General features: G+C 68.4%; 11 protein-coding genes. 2 read left to right on the forward strand and 9 right to left on the reverse strand.

Features of this window, described 5'->3' with window-relative positions; all coding sequences use genetic code 11:
- Positions 1-4: 4 nt before the first annotated feature.
- A complete protein-coding gene (locus ACH4YL_RS07955; protein WP_398505904.1) occupies positions 5-4,939 on the reverse strand; it encodes a ricin-type beta-trefoil lectin domain protein in 4,935 nt (1,644 codons plus the stop codon).
- 572 nt (positions 4,940-5,511) lie between these two features.
- On the opposite strand from ACH4YL_RS07955, the gene ACH4YL_RS07960 reads away from it, so the two are divergent.
- Complete coding sequence (locus ACH4YL_RS07960; protein ID WP_398505905.1) at positions 5,512-6,009, forward strand: hypothetical protein; 498 nt, start codon at positions 5,512-5,514, stop codon at positions 6,007-6,009.
- Positions 6,010-6,073: 64 nt separating this feature from the next.
- Here the strand turns inward: ACH4YL_RS07960 and ACH4YL_RS07965 are convergent, their stop codons facing one another.
- The 4 genes from ACH4YL_RS07965 to ACH4YL_RS07980 form a co-directional block, all read right to left on the reverse strand.
- A complete protein-coding gene (locus ACH4YL_RS07965; RefSeq protein ID WP_398505906.1) occupies positions 6,074-7,378 on the reverse strand; it encodes a hypothetical protein in 1,305 nt (434 codons plus the stop codon).
- Entirely contained in the window at positions 7,368-7,925 is a 558-nt protein-coding gene (locus ACH4YL_RS07970; RefSeq protein ID WP_398505908.1) for a DUF6114 domain-containing protein, read from the reverse strand. The genes ACH4YL_RS07965 and ACH4YL_RS07970 overlap by 11 nt, the downstream gene beginning before the upstream one ends.
- Positions 7,926-8,043: 118 nt before the next feature.
- Positions 8,044-8,676 carry a DUF6230 family protein gene (locus ACH4YL_RS07975; protein ID WP_398505910.1) on the reverse strand — a complete coding sequence of 211 codons (633 nt, stop codon included), beginning with the start codon at positions 8,674-8,676 and terminating at the stop codon, positions 8,044-8,046.
- Between the two features lie 674 nt (positions 8,677-9,350).
- Positions 9,351-10,325: a tetratricopeptide repeat protein gene (locus ACH4YL_RS07980; protein ID WP_398505912.1), complete on the reverse strand. Its 975-nt coding sequence runs from the start codon at positions 10,323-10,325 to the stop codon at positions 9,351-9,353.
- A 195-nt stretch (positions 10,326-10,520) separates the two neighbouring features.
- On the opposite strand from ACH4YL_RS07980, the gene ACH4YL_RS07985 reads away from it, so the two are divergent.
- Positions 10,521-11,168 (forward strand): TetR/AcrR family transcriptional regulator, encoded by a 648-nt coding sequence (locus ACH4YL_RS07985; RefSeq protein WP_398506617.1) that lies wholly within the window; start codon positions 10,521-10,523, stop codon positions 11,166-11,168.
- A 92-nt stretch (positions 11,169-11,260) separates the two neighbouring features.
- On the opposite strand, the gene ACH4YL_RS07990 is transcribed toward ACH4YL_RS07985, so the two are convergent.
- From ACH4YL_RS07990 to ACH4YL_RS08005, 4 genes are all read right to left on the reverse strand, one after another.
- Positions 11,261-12,961: a methylmalonyl-CoA mutase gene (locus ACH4YL_RS07990; protein ID WP_398505914.1), complete on the reverse strand. Its 1,701-nt coding sequence runs from the start codon at positions 12,959-12,961 to the stop codon at positions 11,261-11,263.
- 87 nt (positions 12,962-13,048) lie between these two features.
- Positions 13,049-13,375 carry a DUF3817 domain-containing protein gene (locus ACH4YL_RS07995; protein ID WP_398505916.1) on the reverse strand — a complete coding sequence of 109 codons (327 nt, stop codon included), beginning with the start codon at positions 13,373-13,375 and terminating at the stop codon, positions 13,049-13,051.
- Positions 13,376-13,471: 96 nt separating this feature from the next.
- Positions 13,472-13,981: a MarR family winged helix-turn-helix transcriptional regulator gene (locus tag ACH4YL_RS08000; protein ID WP_398505917.1), complete on the reverse strand. Its 510-nt coding sequence runs from the start codon at positions 13,979-13,981 to the stop codon at positions 13,472-13,474.
- Between the two features lie 21 nt (positions 13,982-14,002).
- Positions 14,003-15,400 (reverse strand): MFS transporter, encoded by a 1,398-nt coding sequence (locus tag ACH4YL_RS08005; protein ID WP_398505918.1) that lies wholly within the window; start codon positions 15,398-15,400, stop codon positions 14,003-14,005.
- Positions 15,401-15,435: the final 35 nt, after the last annotated feature.

Below are 15,435 nucleotides of genomic sequence, written 5' to 3' on the forward strand. Positions count from 1 at the left end.
TTCCTCAGCAGTGGCAGTATCCGATGATCGAACCCTTCACAGGGGGAAGTTTTCCCTTCAGTACCGATAGATCCGGCATACCTGTCGGGGGATCCAGTCGCATGGCGCCATCTGGACCCGACGGGGAGTAGAACTTGATCGAACTCCACGGGCGTTGACCATTGGCGAGGGCCCTCGCGATCATGGACATCTCGTAGTCCGTGGCAGCAGCCCCGGCCTCACCGCCCTTCAGGCCACGCTGGGCAGCATCTATGAAGGTTCCCTCTTTGGCCAGTCCCGTCATGTTGATGTGCAGCGTCACGCTCGGGTCGGCGATGGCCATTTCCGCGATCCGGGCGAAGTCCCTCGGGGACACGTTGGAGAAGGTGTGGAACATATTCTCGGGCAGCCCGGCCCACTCGTCGAGCTTGCCATCTCTCTGCCACCCCAACGCCACCTTGCAGTTGTGAACGAGGACCGGAGTGGCACCCGCCAGCACGAAGAACGTGTGCAGGTCGTCGACCGTGAGGTCGTAGACCGTGCGCGGAGCCAGACCGGAGCGGTCGTGGAGGGCGGTCACGGCGCGGACGGAGCCGTCCGGGGTGCGCAGGCGGTCGCCGACGCGCAGGTCGGAGACCAGCGTCCACCCGCGGTCCACCACATAGAACTTGTGGCCGGCTGTGCTGGCCAGTCTCCCCCCGTCGGCAACGGTGATGTCCACGAGCCGCTGGGTGTCGTGCTGGAAGGTGTCGGTGACCTGCCGGGCCCGCAACTGGCCGGAAGCCGGATCCGTGGCCTTGACGAGCTCCCCCACGCCCACCTGGTTGATGGGCCGGTGTGAGCCGTCCGCCATCAGCACCTCGGTGGTGCCAGGGAAGCTGTTCACCTTGCAGGCGGTGTACAGGTCTTCGTGGGCGTTGATGATGGCGTTGAGCTTGGCGAGGGTCGCGGGGTCCAGATCGAGGGCCTTGAGCGCCTTGAACGCATCACGGACACCGACGCCAGTCTTCATCGCGGCGTCCAGGGCACGGATTCCCTCGAAGACCTTGCCGAGCGCCTTGCCGGGGATGAAGTTGCTCGCTGCCCAGGCGCAGCCGCTGGCACTGCCGTGCCAGCAGTCGACGAAGTCCTGGACCAGGACCGCCTTGATGAGCTTGTAGGTGAGGGTCTGCTGGATCAGCTCCAGCTTCGTGAAGTACCGGGTGACGTCCTTCTTCAGACCCGGGATGCGCTTGCTCTCGATGAGAAGCGTGTCCTGAGACGGGCAGCCACCGGCGCTGGCCGTCGTGTCGGGGTTGGTGCAGAGGAAGAAGTCGACCACCGCGCTGAAGGTGACCGTGAACGTGGTGGTGCAGCCCTCGAAACCGACCGTGATTACGCAGGGGTCGTGCTGCTCGGCGTCGGTGATCTCGATGCTGTCCTCGTCGACCACGTACCACGTGCCGCCGACTCCGGTTCCCGCACCCGTCGAGACCTGCTTATTCGCGGCGTTGCGTGCCGCTTCTTCGGCTGCCTTCTGTGCCTCCTGCGCGTACTTGAGTGCGTCCTTGGCCGCCTGTTCGGCCTCTGTGGCGGCGGCGTCGGCACGTGTCGCGGCTGCCCGGGCGTCCTTGGCGGACTGCTCCGCCGCGGCTGCGGCGTCGCGGGCGGCCTGGGCGTCGAGAGCGGCCTGGTCGGCGGATTCGCGGGCATTCTTGGCGTAGCCCTCGGCACGCCCGGCCGCCTGGTCGGCCGCGGCCGCATCCGCGGTCGCCTGACGGTCGTACTCGATCGTGCGCGCCAGCGACGCCGATGCCTGCGAGGCGGCCTTGGCGGCGTCGGCCGCGTAGCCCAGAGCCTCCTTGGAGTAGGTGCGGGCGTCCGCCGCGTGACCGGCGGCGTTGGCCGCGTACTGGTAGGCGATCTTCGCGTCGCCCTGCGCCTGCTCGGCGAGGTTCTTGGCCGCGGCGGCCTCCGCCTGGGCGTTCTTGGCGTGGGCGTCGGCGACCGCCTTCTGCTGGTCGGCGATCGACTTCGACGCCTGCCCGGTCAGCACGACCAGGCTCGCGGCCGAGTCCGTGGTGACATACGGGGAGCCGAGCTGGATCGCGTCGTTCGCCGGCTTGGCGACCTGGACGGCAGCGTTCCCGGCATCGACCGCGGCCTGCGCGGTGACATGGGCGAAGCCCGCGGCCTTCGCCGAGGCGACCAGCGCCTTGGCGACCTCCTTGCTCGCCTCGTCCGCATGCGACTTGGCGGTCTTGGCCAGCTTCTCCGCCTCGTCTGCCAGCTTGACGGCCGCCTTGGCCTCCGAGGAGGCGTGCTCGGACGCGTCGATGGCGTCGGCCACGGCGCTGGTCGCTGTCTTGACGGCTGCGTCGGCCTTCAGCTTGGCGGCCTGGGCGTCGTCCGCGTTCGAACGGGCCCGCTTGGCGGCTGCCTCGGCGCGGGTGGCCGCGGCGTCCGCCTCCGCTGCCGCCTCGGTGGCGGCATCCGCCGCGGTGCGGGCACGGCCGGCGGCCGCTTCGGCGTCGTCGGCGTGCGCGTTCGCCGCGTCCGCTGCCGCCCTGGACTCCTGGGCGTTGCTGTCGGACTCGTGGGCCTGCGCGAACGCCTCCTTCGCATCCGCCTTGGCACGGGCAGCATCGGCCTTCTGCGCGGCGTCCCACGCGTCGTCCCGCAGATCGCGGGCATTGTCGCGGGCCTTGACCGCGCCGTTCTTCTTCTCGACCGCGGTAGCTTCGGCGGCTTCGGCCTTTTCCTTCGCGTCCTTGGCATTCGCCGCCTCGGCCTGGGCGGTCTGCTTGTGCTGGTTGGCTTCGGCCTGCTTGGCGGCGGCGGTCTCCTTCTCCGCCTTGGCCGTCTTCTCCTCGGCCTCCGCCGCGAGCCGCTTGGCGTGCGCGTCGGCAGCAGCCGCCTTCGCGTCCGCTTCCGCCTTCAGCGCGACGGCGAGCTTGGCCTCCGCGGTTTCCTTGTCCTTCTTGGCGTTGTCCCGGTGGATCTTCGCCGCGTCGGCCGCGGCCTTCGCCTGCAACTCGGCAGTGTGCGCGGCTTCCTTGCGGAACTCCGCGTTGACCTGCGCGGCCTGGGCCAGCGCTCGCTGCGCGATCGTCTCACTGTCACTGGCGGACGCTCGGGTGGCGGCCTCGGCGGTCTCACCAGCCTTCACCATCGCAGTCAGCGCGGCCACCGTACCCTTGGTGACCTGCGCCTTCTGCTGACCCACCAGCAGACCACGACCACGCGGCGCGCCGGCCGCGTCCGCGATCCCGTACGCCGCCTGCTGGGCCGCATCGGAAGCCGTGGCCGACTTCTTGGCGTTCTCCAACTGAGCCTTGATCGCAGCGAGTTGCTTCTTCGCCGCCGCCTGGGTGTCGGTGATGCCCTTCTTCGCCTTGTCGAACTGTGCCTTGTCCGGGTACGACAGGCTGTCCGTGCCCTTGTGGCCGGACGGCTTGATCAGGAACTTCTGTGAACTGGCGTCCTTGCAGTCCCACAGCCGCGCGGCCGTGCTCTTGGTGAACGCACTCAGGTCCAGGCACTTGCCCGTGGAGACGCTCTTCAGGGGCGAGGCGGCACGGACGTCACCCGCCCAGGACTGTCCCTCGGACTGGTAGCAGTCCGAGATCTGGATCTTCGTGCCGTTTGCCGACTTGTTCCCGGCCACATCCAGGCACCTGAACGAGCCGACGTTGCGCAGGTGGAGGTCGTCCTCACTGCCCTCGAGCGTCCACTGCTGCGCCGCGCTGCCATTGCAGGTGTAGATCTGGACCGGCGTGCCGTTGGTCTTGGCGCCGCCCGCGACGTCCAGGCAGTTGCCCTTCGCGCCCGGCACCTCGATCGTCACATAGCTGTCACCGATCCAGCCCACACCGCCCGCTGCCCAGTAGTCCTGCCAGCGGGCGAGGTGGTCGGCCACCCAGGAGTGGCCCAGCAGGTCGCCCAGTGCCTTCGCACCGGTGGCGAGGGACGTGGTGGCGTCCTTGTTGGCGGTCAGGATCTGGTTGCGCTGCGTCTGCTGGGAGGCGATCTCCTGCTGCCACTCGTTCGCGGCCGTGGTGGAGATGTCGCCAAGGACCTTGTTCGGGTCGATCGGGTCACGCCACGCGCACGAAGCGAATCGGGTCTTCAGGTCCTCCACCGCGATGCGGTGCCCCGCCGTTCCCGGCTGCGGGGTAGTACGGGGGAAGCCGCCGGAGGCTAGGAAGCCACGGGCATTGTCCGAGCCGGTGGGCTCCAGGGACCAGTCCGACAGATACTCGAACGCACTGTGCTCGGCGACCTGACGGCCCCACTCGGGCTGCTGCGGGTCAGGGGCCTTGCCGTACAGCGGCGCGCCGAGATCCTTGACGGCCCTCACCGTCTGCTCGTCGGCCTCGGGCGTGGGGTCCTCGTAGAAGTCGCTGTCGTTCTTCCAGAACCGGTCGGCGACCCACTTCGAAAGACCGGCCTGGCCGTAGAAGTCCTGCTTGCCGTCACCCGGCGAACCCGGAGGCCAGTGGAAGCCGACCTCGGTGAAGCCGCGGGGGGTCTCCAGCCCGTCGAGCGGCTTCTGCCAGGTGTCCCGCACAGCGTTGAGGGCGTCCATTTCCTTGGACGCCGCGTCCCGGTCCTTCTTGTACGCCTGGGCGAGCGGGGTGTCCTCCCAGTGCTTCCTGTTGGCCAGCTCGTGCAGCTTGTCCTGCGGCTGGTTGAGGCCGTCCTGCGCGGTGGCTGCCATGGACGTCCCGCCCAGGCGCAGCACATCGGCCATCAGGCACTGGTCCTGCCGCAACTGTTCGACGGCGGTGTCCTCGAACCAGTCGTAGGAGTCGCTTGCCGGGGCCGTGCGCTGTCCGGCGACCTGGTTGAGCACGTCAGGCTGGACAGCCACGCCACCGAGGACGGCCAAGGCCGCGACGGACGTGACGACAGAGGTGAAAGTTGCGGCTCTTCGTGATCTGGATCTGAACAACCCTGGTCTGGGGCGCAAGAGAGGCATCCTTCGTAGCGAACGAGGGCAGACGGGGGCGACCGTCCCAAGAGGCGGTGGCGATGCGCGCGGGTCAGCCCGCTGTCCCGGCGCGGAGACAGGGGCAGCGGACGGCGCCGACCGAGACAGCATTCGCAATGAGCCGGTATCGCGGCATGACGGTCATCCCTCCCCGTGGCGGCACTGGCCCCCCGGCCGCCGACTGATGTGCGCGCGTCATGGCGGAGCGGTCAAGGTCCACTCACGCGCGCGCGGCGATCACCATAGTCACAGGTCAACACCCCGGAGCAAGAGGTGACTTCAGCGCCCGGAGCCCGAGACGCGAGGCACTTACGGGGGTTCGCCCGATCCGGGGTGTGCAAATCCCCTGCTCATGACGGGGATTACCTGTGCGGCTGCTGTGAAGATGGAGTGGAGGTGACGACGCTTATCGGCCGAGAGTTGGCTGATAAGCAACCCTTCCACCGCAGAGGGATGTGCGGCCCATGGCGCATGCCGGGGTCGCCGTGCGGCGAGTCGCAGGGACAACATCCGTAAGATCAGGAAGATCATTCGGGTTGCCATGGAAGGGCACAAGGCAAATGGCGGATGCTGAGCCGACAGCTCCGTTGCTGGAACTCCTCCGGCAGCTGGAAGCGGCCCTCGGAAGAACGGCGGCGCCCGATTTCACGGACGGTCATGTCCGCTGGGACCTCTACCGTGCCGCGACGCAGGTCGCCGAAGCGCTGCCGATCCTGCTCCGCGCCGTCTCCCAGGAGCGGGACACCTCTCTTGCCTCTGCAGTCGTCGTCGAAGTACTCGAACGGCTCGACCCACAGGAACGGGCTGCCTGGGTGCAGGCCCTCGACACGTCGGTACGCGATTTCTCGGGCCGCAGGGTGCAGGAACTGGAGTTGCTTGAGGCGGTTCACTCCGGCCACGTCACCACCGCCGAGGTACGTCGCACGATCGACAGCTGGTCCACCTGGCTCCAGCTCCGCATCGTCGCAGCTTCTGATGACAGGGAGGTTCTGCGGCTGTTCTCCGAACTGGGCAGAACCAAGCGCATCAGGCATACGGCGCTCAGCTCGCTGAAGTGACAACGACTGTGGGCCGCACCCCGAAAGGGGTACGGCCCACAGCCTTTCCGCGGCTCCCGGAAAGTCAGTTGGCGTTGCCGCCAGAAAAGAAGTTGTGCAGGCCCGGGACCGTCAACGTCCCGCCGAACTGGCCGGCCTGCTTCACCTTCACATTGGTGAAGAAGGCGAACGGAACATTCAGCGGCGGCGGAGTCTCCGGACTGAACGTGATCGGGATGAGGCCGAAGAGGTTGCCCTTCAGCTCCTCCGTGTACATCGTCACCGTGCCGTTGCGGATCGTCGACGTCGAGCCCTTGTCCGACGTCACGTGCGCCGTGGTGCCGTTGGGGCCGACCACCAGCTGGTGCAGGTCCTTGATGTCCACGCTCGACGCGGTGAACTTCAGGACCTTCTTGACCTTGCCGCTGCCCGTCTTCACCTCGACGATGCCCTTGTAGTCAAGGCCGTTGAGGGTGAGCAGCGAGCTCTCCAGGACCCAGGGGTCGTCCGGGAGCGCCGGGATGCCCGGCTCCAGGTCGGCCGCCGCCAGGGCCTCGGGGTCCGCGGTCGGACACGGGAAGCGCGGCTTCGCGCCGTCCGGGATGTCCTCGTCCTTCTTCGGGTCGAGGCCCTTCGCCGCGTCGTCCAGCTCTTCGGTCGTGGCCCCGGCCTTGTCCGCCGCGTCCTTGATGGCTTCCTTGGCCTTGTCCACCCCGTCCGTGACCTCGTCGACGGGGTTCGTCGACGGCTTCTCGGACGGCTCCGACGAGGGCTCGGTCGACGGCGTCGACGACGGCTCGTCCTCGGGCTTGGTGGTTTCGGAGGCCGTCGGCGTCGGGGTGGCCGTCGGCTCCTCGTTCCCGTCGAACAGGTCCTTGAGCGCGTCACCCAGACCCAGCGGGTCCAGCGGGTTCTTCGTCTCGCTCGGCGTCGGCGTGGGCGTCGAGCTCGGCTCGGACTCCGAAGGGGCCTGCGCGTCCGCCTCGTTGCCCGGGTCGGACGCGGACGGCGTCGAGCCCGGCTCGGGCTCGTCGGCGTTGTCGTCGGCCGATCCGCTCGGCGTCGGCTCAGGCGTCTTGGTCGGCTCTTCGGACGGCTTGGCAGACTCCGTCGGCTTGGGAGACTCCGACTCCGCCGGCTCGTCCGAGCGCGTCACGCACGGACCCGGGGCGAAAGGAATGTCCTTGTCCTCGGCCAGTGCCAGCTTCGGGGTGAGGCCCATGCCCACAAATACGGCGGTGGGCATCGCGGCCAGGGCTATCGCCTTGCCCGCGGGTTTCTGCAGCTTGGTCAGGAGCGATTTCCTGGGAGCCGCGTGCCGCGGTCCGGTCCTCACTCTGGTGGAATCACCACCATCAGCCGTGTTCAGCTGCGTTTCGTCACCCCGCACTGTTCCTCCCGCCGTTGGCGTGGGCAGTCGTTCCGGTCACGTTTGGGTCGTATCCCTGGTCAGCGCGCGGCTCGGGAAAATCCGTGTCGCCACCATCGCCGTCCGGGCCCGGAGTCTCTTCCGGCTCGGACCGGTCGACAGGCTGCTCGGCCGCCGGCTTGGCGGCTGCCCAAGAGATCGACAGTGCACCACCGATCAGGGAGAGCAGGAATCCGATCAGGAAGCCGCCGATATTCGCGACCGGGATCGAGATCAGCGCGAGCACAATGCTGGCGACACCCGCGAACACCCGTACAACGGAGTGGAACCACATGGTCAGACCGAGCGTCATCAGCAGGACGCCGATGATCAGCGAGCCCGCTCCCGCCGTGGTGGCCATGGCGAGCGTGAGATTGCCGAGCCGAAGGTCGGCGTACGGCAAGTAGGCGATCGGGATGCCACCGAGCAGTGTGAACAGGCCTGCCCAGAAGGGCCGACTGCCACGCCACGCACGGAAGCGCAGCCGCCAGTAGGTGAATCCGCGGGAACCAGTGGACTCGGCGCTCATGGAAAACAGCTCCCTGGAAGCGGTCTTGCTCATAGAAAGTGGTGAGGTGGGTGGACCGGGCAGGGGCCTCGCTGAGACGGCCCCGGCCCGTCCGGAGTGCTAAGAGGAGCGGTGCTCCTTAGAAGCACTCCTTGACACCCTTGTGCAGCTTCAACTTCAGACCGCTGAGCTTGAACGTGCCGGCCGTGGTCGCCCAGGCCTTCTGCTTCACATCGGTCAGCGTCGCGTTCTTGGCGCGCTGCGAGAAGCCGTACGGGTTCGCCTGGGTGCCCGGCTGAATTCCCGGGTTCTTCAGCGAGCCCGCCGCGACGCCGATGTCGATGTCGCCGAACTCCGCGTCCGCCTCGAGGTCCGAGACGTCCAGGTAGATGTCCTTGGCGAAGACCGGGTCGTGCCCCTTGCCACCGGCGGTGAGCTCGAGGCTCACATTGCCGATGAACGGCACCTTGGGCGTCACGACCGACTGACACATGTTCGTGATCGTGGCGGTCTTGAAGCCGGACACGGCAACGGGGGCCGCAAAGTCCTTGCCCTCAAGATCCTTGCCCTTGGCGATGCTGCCGTACTGCACGAAGTCGGTACCGACAAGACTGTCGGCACGGACCTTGAACTCCTGGCCGGAGATGCTGAATGACGCGGCCAGCGCGCCCTGTGCCAGGCCGATGCCTATCGCAGCCGTCGCGGCCACACTCGGCACCATGACAAGGGCGAACCGCTTCCATCTGGTTCCGCCCCGAGTCACTGACTCCATGACTTTCCTCCTTCTCGGACGTACATCTCCGGTCCGGACCTCAAGTCCGTCCTTTGATGGGAGAAGTGCTACGTCCTCGGGAAGGAGAGCGCCCGCTCTTCAGGCGCGAACCGCGTCCGAAACACCGGCGATCACCCCCGAGCGACAACCACTGGTCGCGCCTGACTTGTCACGCACAACCTGTCGGACAGGCCCTGCCGTTGAGCAGGAACCCCCCTGTCCGCGACCGGCGCACCTGCCGCCGGCCGACCCGGTGGGGACCCAAGAACCGCGGCACGACTGAGGGGCCGGGCTGGTGCGGTATTGGACCGAGCGTGGCCGATCGTGGTCCATTCCAGGCCGGGACACAAGGGGGTTCGTTACTCGCTAGTAACGGCCTGATAACCACGCAACGACCGGCTGACATCGCACATGTACGCAGGGTGCCGCACAGCGCGTCACCAGAAGGGGAGATTGCCGCCAAAATACGGACAGAATAAGGAGGTTGATTTACTGCAAGTAACAGCCGCTCCGATTACCAAGTTTTAGTAAAGAGACGTCGCCTTTTGTCACTGTGTCGCCAAAACGGCGGTGGCGCCCCCCGGACGCCACCGCCGCAAAACCCGCAGACCAGGCGGAACGGAACGTTCAGCACAGGACTTTCAAACATGCCCAAGGCACGGTTCAGAAGCCGATCAGAACAGGACCCGCGCCAGCGCCGAACGCGCAGACGTCACTCGCGGATCGTCCGGACCGACCACCTCGAAGAGCTCCAGCAGTCGCACGCGCGCCGCGTCCCGGTCCTCGCCCGCCGTGCGGCGGACCGTCTCGACGAGCCGGCCGAACGCGTCCTCCACATGGCCGCCGACCAGATCCAGGTCCGCCGCCGCGATCTGGGCGGCGACATCGGCCGGATTGTCCGCAGCCTCCTGGCGCGCCTTCTGCGGGTCCATCTCCTGGACACGGCCCAGCAGTTCGGCCTGGGCCAGGCCGAGCTTGGCCTCGGTGTTGCCGGGGTCGTCGGACAGCACGTTCTTGTACGCCTGCACCGCGCCGCCGAAGTCTCCCGCGTCCAGCGCCTGTACGGCCGCTTCCAGCAGGGCGTCGTACGGTCCGGCCGGCACAGCGGCCTCGGCCGCGGGCTCCTCGCCCGCCGCGTCCGAATCGACCGTGACGCCGGTCAGGCCGAAGCGCTCCTCGGCGACCTGGATCAACTGGTCGAGGGTGCCGCGGATCTGGGCCTCGGGCGCCGCGCCCTGGAAGAGCGGCAGGGCCTGGCCGGCCACCACCGCGAAGACCGCCGGGATCCCCTGGATCCCGAACTGCTGCATCAGCATCTGGTTGGCGTCGACGTCGATCTTGGCAAGCACGAACCGGCCGTTGTACTCCTGCGCCAGCCGCTCGAGCACCGGGCTGAGCTGCTTGCACGGCTCGCACCACTCGGCCCAGAAGTCGATGACGACCGGGACCTCGGCGGAGCGCTGGAGGATGTCGCGCTCGAAGCCGGCCTCATCGACGTCGATCACCAGACTGGAGGGGGCTACGGCACCGCCGCCGCCTTGGCGGGCGGCCTCGGCACGGGCCTGCTCCGCCTTCGCCTTGGCCTCACCGGCCGCCTTCACCGCGGCGAGGTCGACGACGCCGCTCATGGACATGTTCCTAGGCTGCATGAGTACATCCTCCCCCCTCCACGCGCGCATACGAAAAGCGATCCTGAAGATCGGCGCGGGTCCCCACCCACGCCTGTGGTTGTCGCTCCAGCCCGGTCAAGGCTTTCGCTACAGGTCGTAGCGTAACTGCACAGCACTCCGGCGTGTGAGAAACCTCCGGTGAACTGCCTCACAGCGCAGCGCCTACCGGCCGGTATGGTCGCCGTCATGTGCAGCCACACCCGCCCCAAAACCGTACGAACAGGTCGTACGGGCCGCCCGCGCAGCGCCGAGGCCGACAGCGCGATCCTCGACGCGACCCGGGCCGCGCTCGTCGAGCTGGGCTGGTCGAAGCTGACGATGGGCGACGTGGCCACCCGGGCCGGGGTCGCCAAGACCACGCTCTACCGCCGCTGGACGAACAAGAACGAGCTTGTCGTCGACGCCGTCGCCGTTCTCTTCGACGAGCTCGAACTCCCGGACCGCGGAAGCCTGGTGGCCGACGTGGAAGGTGTGGTGCTGCAGTTCGCCGCACTGCTGGCGCGGCCGGAGGCGAGAACGGCGCTGATGGCGGTGGTCGCGGAGTCGACACGCGACGACGCGCTGCGGGGCCGTATCCGATCCGCGATCGTCGACCGCCAGAAGCGGCTGGTTCTTCAGGGCCGGGCACGCGCGCAGGCCCGCGGCGAGCTCCCGTACGAGGAGGACGCCGAGACGGCCGCCCGCAACGCGGACCTGATCTTCGACGTGATCGCGGGCGCGGTGGTCCACCGCACCCTGGTCAGCGCGGAACCGGTGGACGAGGAGTGGGCCCGCAGCTTCTCGGCGCTGCTGGTGTCGGGCCTGGCCTCACTCGGAGGTTGAGGCACGGAGGTTGACGCTCGGAGGTTGAGGTTCCGAGGTTGAGGCTCCGGAGTTGAGCAGGGGGCGGGAGACCCGCCCCCCTCTCCGTACGGTCAGAAGCCCGGCGGCTCCGTGTACGTGCCCCACTCGTCCCGCAGCGCGTCGCAGATCTCGCCCAGCGTCGCCTCCGCGCGGACCGCGTCCAGCATCGGGGCGATCATGTTCGAGCCGTCCCGGGCCGCCGTCAGCATCGCCTCCAGCGAGGACCGTACGAGCGCCTCGTCGCGGCCGGACTTGCGGTCCGCGAGGACCCGCACCTGCTCGCGTTCGACCTCGTGGCTGACCCGCAGGATCTCCAGATCGCCGGTGACAGAGCCGTGGTGGACGTTGACGCCCACAACCCGCTTGTCGCCCTTCTCCAGCGCCTGCTGGTACCGGAAGGCGGACTCCGCGGTCTCGCCGGTGAACCAGCCGTCCTCGATGCCGCGCAGAATGCCGGAGGTGACCGGGCCGATCGGGTGCTGTCCGTCGGGGTGTGCCCGGCGGCCGCGCTCCTTGATCTGGTCGAAGATCTTCTCGGCGTCTGCCTCGATCCGGTCGGTGAGCTGCTCGACGTACCACGAACCGCCCAGCGGGTCGGCGACGTTGGCGACGCCCGTCTCCTCCATCAGCACCTGCTGCGTGCGCAGCGCGATCTCCGCGGCCTGCTCGCTGGGCAGGGCCAGGGTCTCGTCCAGCGCGTTGGTGTGCAGGGAGTTGGTGCCGCCGAGGACCGCGGAGAGCGCCTCGACCGCGGTGCGTACGACGTTGTTGTACGGCTGCTGCGCGGTGAGCGAGACGCCGGCGGTCTGCGTGTGGAAGCGCAGCCACTGCGCCTTGTCCGTCTTCGCGCCGTACACCTCCTTCATCCAGCGCGCCCAGATCCGGCGCGCCGCACGGAACTTGGCGATCTCCTCGAAGAAGTCGAGGTGCGCGTCGAAGAAGAAGGACAGGCCGGGCGCGAAGGTGTCCACGTCCATGCCACGGCTGAGGCCCAGCTCGACATAGCCGAAGCCGTCCGCGAGCGTGTACGCCAGCTCCTGCGCGGCCGTCGCTCCGGCCTCGCGGATGTGGTAGCCGGAGACCGACAGCGGCTTGTACGCGGGGATGCCCTGCGCGCAGTGCTCCATCAGGTCGCCGATCAGGCGCAGATGCGGCTCGGGCTGGAAGAGCCACTCCTTCTGCGCGATGTACTCCTTGAAGATGTCGGTCTGCAGCGTGCCGTTGAGGACGCCCGGGTCGATGCCCTGGCGCTCCGCCGCGACCAGATACATGCAGAAGACCGGCACCGCGGGTCCGGAGATCGTCATCGATGTGGTGACGTCGCCGAGCGGGATGTCCTTGAACAGGACCTCCATGTCGGCTGCGGAGTCGATGGCGACGCCGCAGTGGCCGACCTCGCCGAGCGAGCGGGGGTCGTCGGAGTCGCGGCCCATCAGCGTCGGCATGTCGAAGGCGACGGAGAGCCCGCCGCCGCCGTTGGCCAGGATCATCTTGTAGCGCTCGTTCGTCTGCTCGGCATTGCCGAAGCCGGCGAACTGGCGGATGGTCCAGGTACGGCCGCGGTAGCCGGTCGCGTGCAGGCCACGGGTGAAGGGGTACTCACCGGGCCAGCCGATCCGCTCGAAGCCGTCGTAGGTGTCGCCGGGCCGTGGCCCGTAGACGGGCTCGACCGGATCGCCGGAGAGCGTGGTGAAGTCTGCGTCGCGCTTCTTCGCGGCGTCGTACCGGGCCTGCCAGCGCTGGCGGCCTTCCTCGATGGCATGAGCGTCCATACCTTCGAATTTACTAGGACGTCCTAGTAAATGTCGATGGGACACCGCCGGGAGCCTGCTCTCGGTGGTGTGTGTTACGCCTCGCGCCTACGCCTCGACGGTCGCCGCGTCACTGTCCGTGATCAGCGGGCGGACCTCACGGGTGATCTTCGGCTCGACAAAGAAGGAGGCCACAGGGATGCAGCCGGCCGCCAGTACCCACAGCAGCTTGCCGAACGGCCACTTCGCCTTGGAGCCCAGATCGAAGGCGAAGATGACGTAGATGATGAACAGCACACCGTGGATCTGCGAGATCAACATGGTGTCGCCGGTCTCGAACCCGTACTTCGCGATGATCGCGACGGTGAAGACCAGCAGCCATACGGCGGTGACGTACGCCATCACCCGGTAGCGGGACAGCACATTCGACTTCATGGGCATGAGCGTAACCGGACGCAAAGGGCGATCTACGGCCGGGTCGGACGGCCCGCCCGTGGGCTGCTTCGCGACCGCTTCACGACCGGTACTCGGCTACTTCTCGTCGAAGTCGCTGGCCGAGATACGGAGCGGGCGCAGCATCGCGAAGATCTCCCCGCACTCCTCCGCGTCGTACGCGCCGAGGCCGAAGTCCATCTCCATCAGGTCGCTGGTCGCCGCCTCCACCACCTCGCGGCCCTTCGCGGTGATGGACGCGAGCGTGCCGCGGCCGTCGTTCGGATTGGGCCGCTTGTCGACCAGGCCGGACCTCACCAGGCGGTCCACGGTGTTGGTCACGGAGGTCGGGTGGACCATCAGCCGCTCGCCGATCTTGGACATCGGCAGCTCACCGGCCTTGGAGAAGGTGAGCAGCACCAGCGCCTCGTAGCGCGCGAAGGTCAGCCCGTACGGCTTGACGACGGCGTCCACCTCGGCGAGCAGGATCTGGTGCGCGCGCATGATCGAGGTGATGGCGGCCATCGACGGCACGGGGCCCCAGCGCTGCTGCCAGAGCTCGTCGGCGCGGGCGATGGGGTCGAAGGGAAGGCTGAGCGGCTTCGGCACGGCACCGACCCTACCGACTGGTCACATGGCGGTCAGCCCCGTCTCGCTCTTCGGTCCTCCGGCGGTCCTCCTGGCCTGTGCGACCAGCAGTAGACAGCAGAGCGTGCCGATGGCTCCGGCCCCGGCGACGACCGTGCTCACCGCGAAGAACTCCGCCGCGAGACCGGCGAGCGCCATGCCGACGCCCTGGATCGTCATCAGCCCGGCGTGCAGCAACGTCATGGCGCGGCCGCGGAGTTCGTCCGGGACGGCCTCGATGAACCACCGGTCGACGCCGAGGGTGTACGCGTTCCCCGCGCCGGACACCACGAGCACGAGGAGCGCCCAGCCGAGGCCGGGCGTAAGGACATAAGCGAGGAACGGCAGCAGGATGACGGCGGCGAGCGGGAGGGCGATACGGGAGCGGGCGGCGGGACCGAGTACGGAACCGGCGTACAGCTCACCGGCGATCGTGCCGACCGGAAGCGCGCACATCAGCAGGCCGAGACCGGCCGGGCCGATGCCGATGTCATCCGCGTACGGGGTGGCCAGCACCTCGGGCGCGACGCTGAACATCGGCGGCACCCAGAACAGCAGCATCAGCACGCGCAGCCGCCGGTCGGCGAAGACCTGCCGGGCGCCGGCGAGCGAGGAACGCAGCAGGGCGCCGCTGTCGGCGTCGCGTGCGGCCCGCCGTTTGGTGCCGAAGCGCAGCAGCAGCGCGGACCCGAGGAAGGTGCACGCGGTGAGGGCGAGCACGGCGCGCGGCGGTACGACCGCGAGCAGCAGCCCGCCGAGTCCGAAGCCGGTGAGCACGGCGCTCTGCGCGACGATGCGCAGCAGGGACCGGCCGAGGACGAAGAGGTCGCCGTCGCCGAGGATGTCGGCGAGGGTCGCGGTCCGGGTGCCGTTGAAGACGGGCGAGATCGCGGCGATGCAGCACCGGAGCACAAGCAGAGCCGCGACGGGCACCGCCGGCACCACCATCGCGGCCGCGCACGCGGCACACACCAGATCGCAGACGACGAGCACACGACGGGCCGGGTACTTGTCGGCGACCCCGGCGAGCAGGGTGCCGCCGACGAGGTACGGCAGGAACCCGAGCGCGAAGGTGAGAGCGCTGAGGAGAGGCGACCCGGTGAGCCGGTAGACGACAACGGTGAGCGCGATCTCGCAGACGACGACGCCGAGCAACGACATGAGATGCGCGACGAAGACGTAGCGGAACTCGACGACACGGAAGACCGCGCGGTAGCCACGAGTGCCGCCTTCGCGGTGGGCGGGCTCGGGCTCTTCGCCCGGACCCGGCCCGGCGGGGTCTGGGCTCGTGGCCGTCTCGGCCTCCGGCCGGGCAGAGGCCGTGCCCGGAGCGCGAGACGCAAGGGAGGCCGGGGGCTCGCCTGCCGCTTCGGGAAAGGGCGGGTTGAGGGAAGAGCTCATCTGCCGCAGCCTGCCGACCAGTTGCGCCCAGCCCT

Source organism: Streptomyces sp. NPDC020681 (genome assembly GCF_044334895.1).
Taxonomy (GTDB): Bacteria; Actinomycetota; Actinomycetes; order Streptomycetales; family Streptomycetaceae; genus Streptomyces.

Excerpts from the sequence above, each read along its gene's own strand:
- ACH4YL_RS07990 (WP_398505914.1), bottom strand. The coding sequence starts at position 12,961 with ATGGACGCTCATGCCATCGAGGAAGGCCGCCAGCGCTGGCAGGCCCGG.
- ACH4YL_RS07955 (WP_398505904.1), bottom strand. The coding sequence starts at position 4,939 with ATGCCTCTCTTGCGCCCCAGACCAGGGTTGTTCAGATCCAGATCACGA.
- ACH4YL_RS07980 (WP_398505912.1), bottom strand. The coding sequence starts at position 10,325 with ATGCAGCCTAGGAACATGTCCATGAGCGGCGTCGTCGACCTCGCCGCG.
- ACH4YL_RS07995 (WP_398505916.1), bottom strand. The coding sequence starts at position 13,375 with ATGAAGTCGAATGTGCTGTCCCGCTACCGGGTGATGGCGTACGTCACC.
- ACH4YL_RS07970 (WP_398505908.1), bottom strand. The coding sequence starts at position 7,925 with ATGAGCGCCGAGTCCACTGGTTCCCGCGGATTCACCTACTGGCGGCTG.
- ACH4YL_RS07975 (WP_398505910.1), bottom strand. The coding sequence starts at position 8,676 with ATGGAGTCAGTGACTCGGGGCGGAACCAGATGGAAGCGGTTCGCCCTT.
- ACH4YL_RS07985 (WP_398506617.1), top strand. The coding sequence starts at position 10,521 with ATGGTCGCCGTCATGTGCAGCCACACCCGCCCCAAAACCGTACGAACA.
- ACH4YL_RS08005 (WP_398505918.1), bottom strand. The coding sequence starts at position 15,400 with ATGAGCTCTTCCCTCAACCCGCCCTTTCCCGAAGCGGCAGGCGAGCCC.
- ACH4YL_RS07960 (WP_398505905.1), top strand. The coding sequence starts at position 5,512 with ATGGCGGATGCTGAGCCGACAGCTCCGTTGCTGGAACTCCTCCGGCAG.